3 protein-coding genes are annotated in these 2,155 nt (G+C 75.4%); all 3 read right to left on the bottom strand.

Annotated elements, in window-relative coordinates; all coding sequences use genetic code 11:
* Positions 1–49: 49 nt before the first annotated feature.
* Positions 50–1,105, bottom strand: a complete 1,056-nt coding sequence (locus tag ACFTZL_RS44245) for an NAD(P)/FAD-dependent oxidoreductase (protein WP_382596119.1) — start codon at positions 1,103–1,105, stop codon at positions 50–52.
* A 12-nt stretch (positions 1,106–1,117) separates the two neighbouring features.
* Positions 1,118–1,636, bottom strand: coding sequence for an isoprenylcysteine carboxyl methyltransferase family protein (locus tag ACFTZL_RS44240; protein ID WP_382596116.1), 519 nt, complete (start codon positions 1,634–1,636; stop codon positions 1,118–1,120).
* A partial coding sequence (locus tag ACFTZL_RS44235; protein WP_382596113.1) for a 3-oxoacyl-[acyl-carrier-protein] synthase III C-terminal domain-containing protein occupies positions 1,633–2,155 on the bottom strand: 523 nt, incomplete at its 5' end. The genes ACFTZL_RS44240 and ACFTZL_RS44235, both read right to left, overlap by 4 nt.

Here is a 2,155-nt window from a genome sequence, read left to right as displayed (position 1 = left end):
GTCCTGTCGGCCCCCTGCCGGACGCCCGCGTCCGGCTGGGGGCCAAGCGCTACCCGGTCGGCCGGCCGGACCCGGCCCGCTCCCCCGCCGGCCGCGCCAGCATGCCGACGGCCGCGGAGAACAGCCACGGCAGGCGTTGCGCGACGGGCACCAGCGCCGCGCGGGCCGGGAGCGGTCTCGTCGCGCCGAGGAGCGCGTGCGTCAGCCAGCGGTAGCGCCGGGTGAGCTGCCGCCACTCCTTCTCGTAGGCCGTCAGGTCACCGTCGCTGATGGCCCGGACCGCGGCGGACGCCTGCGCGAGCGCCAGGGCGATGCCCTCGCCGGTCAGTGCGTCGACGTAGCCGGCGGCATCGCCCACGAGCAGCACCCGGCCGGCGGTGCGCGCGCTCGCGGTCTGGCGGAACGGGCCCGCACCCCGTACCGGTCCGGCGGGGCCGGCCCCGGCCAGCCGCTCCCGCAGCTCGGGGAAGGCGGCGAGGTGATCGTCGTAGGGGCGGCGGGCGGTGGTGAGGACCGCGACGCCCACGAGGTCGTCGGCCACCGGGGTCACATAGGCCTCCGCTTCGCGGGACCAGTACACCTCGACGTGGTCGCTCCAGGGGGCGAGCGTGTAGTGGCGCCGCAGCCCGTGCCGCGGACGGGTCCGGCGCGGCCGGTTCAGCCCGAGGGCGCGGCGGATCGGCGAGTGCAGGCCGTCGGCCGCCACGAGGTGGTGGGCGCGGGTGCCGTCGACCACCACCCCGTCCTCGTCCTGCTCGACGTGACGCGCGATGCGCTCGTCGACGCGTACGCCCGCCGCCAGCACCGCCCCGCGCAGCAGCGCGTGCAGCGTCGTACGGCGCACCCCGCGCCCCGGGCCCCCTCGGAAGTCGGCGTCGACCTTGCGAGGACCTGCGACGTAGCGGATTCCTCGCAGGTCGTGCCCCGGCGGGTGCAAGCCCAGTGCCGCCAGGGCGGCGACGGCGCCCGGCATCAGGCCCTCGCCACACGCCTTGTCGACGATGCCGGCGCGCTGCTCCCAGACGGAGACGTCGAGCCCCGCCCGGGCCGCGTGCAGGGCCGTGGCCAGGCCCGCGGGTCCGCCGCCGACGACGAGCAGATCCATGGGGGTGCCTCCTCAGGCCAGCCGTGCCAGGGCGGCGTCCTCGGCGCGGATGCGGGTGGCGAGCAGGGATCCGTTCAGCGCGGTGAAGACGATCGCCGTGGCCCAGGCGGAGTGGACGAGGGGCAGCGCGAGGCCTTCGACGACGACGGCGACATAGTTCGGATGCGGGATCCAGCGGTAGGGCCCGCCGGTCACTCGGGCGGCGCCCGGCACGACGATCACCCGGGTGTTCCACTGCCGGCCCAAGGTGGCGACGCACCACCAGCGCAGCCCCTGCGCGATCGCGACGAGGGCGAGCATCGACCAGGCCAGGGCCGGAACGACGTCCGGCCGGCGCATCCACACCTCCGCGAGCACGCCGACGAGCAGGCCCGTGTGCAGCACCACCATGAACGGGTAGTGCCCCTGACCGCACTCCACGCCGCCCCGCGCGAGGCTCCACGCGGCGTTGCGGCGGGAGACGGCCAGCTCGGCCACCCGCTCCAGGCCCACGGCCAGCACCAGGATCGTGAACAGGATCTCGCTGGTCACCGGCCACCGCCCGGGGCGCGAAGGAGCACGAGTTCGGAGCAGAAGCCCGGGCCCATGGCGAGCATGAGCCCGTAGGAGCCGGGCGGGGGCGGTCGGTGGGCGAGTGTGTCAGCCATGACGTGCAGCACCGAGGAGGAGGACAGATTGCCGATCCGGCGCAGCGAGTCCCAGGTCACGCTCAACGCGTCGCGCTCGACGCCGAGGGCGTCCTGCAGCGCCTCGAGGACCTTGGGCCCGCCGGGGTGCGCGACGTACCAGTCGAGGTCGCCGCAGGCCAGTCCGTGATCGGCGAGGAAGCCGCGGACGTCGTCGCCGACGTACCTGCGCACCAGGTCGGGGACCGCGGAGTCGAGCACGACTCTGAATCCGCCGGAGCCGATCTCCCAGCCCATCATGTGTTCCGAGTCGGGGTAGAGACGGCTGCGCGAGGCGAGCACTTCGGGAGCGGCGGGGTCGTCGGACTGTGCGAGGGGGTGCTCGCACCCGACGGCGACCACCGCCGCGGCGCCGTCCCCGAAC

Origin of the sequence: Streptomyces sp. NPDC056948, assembly GCF_042674225.1 — a bacterium.
GTDB classification, from domain to species: domain Bacteria; phylum Actinomycetota; class Actinomycetes; order Streptomycetales; family Streptomycetaceae; genus Streptomyces; species Streptomyces purpurascens.
This window is presented reverse-complemented; position numbering and strand designations above follow the sequence as displayed.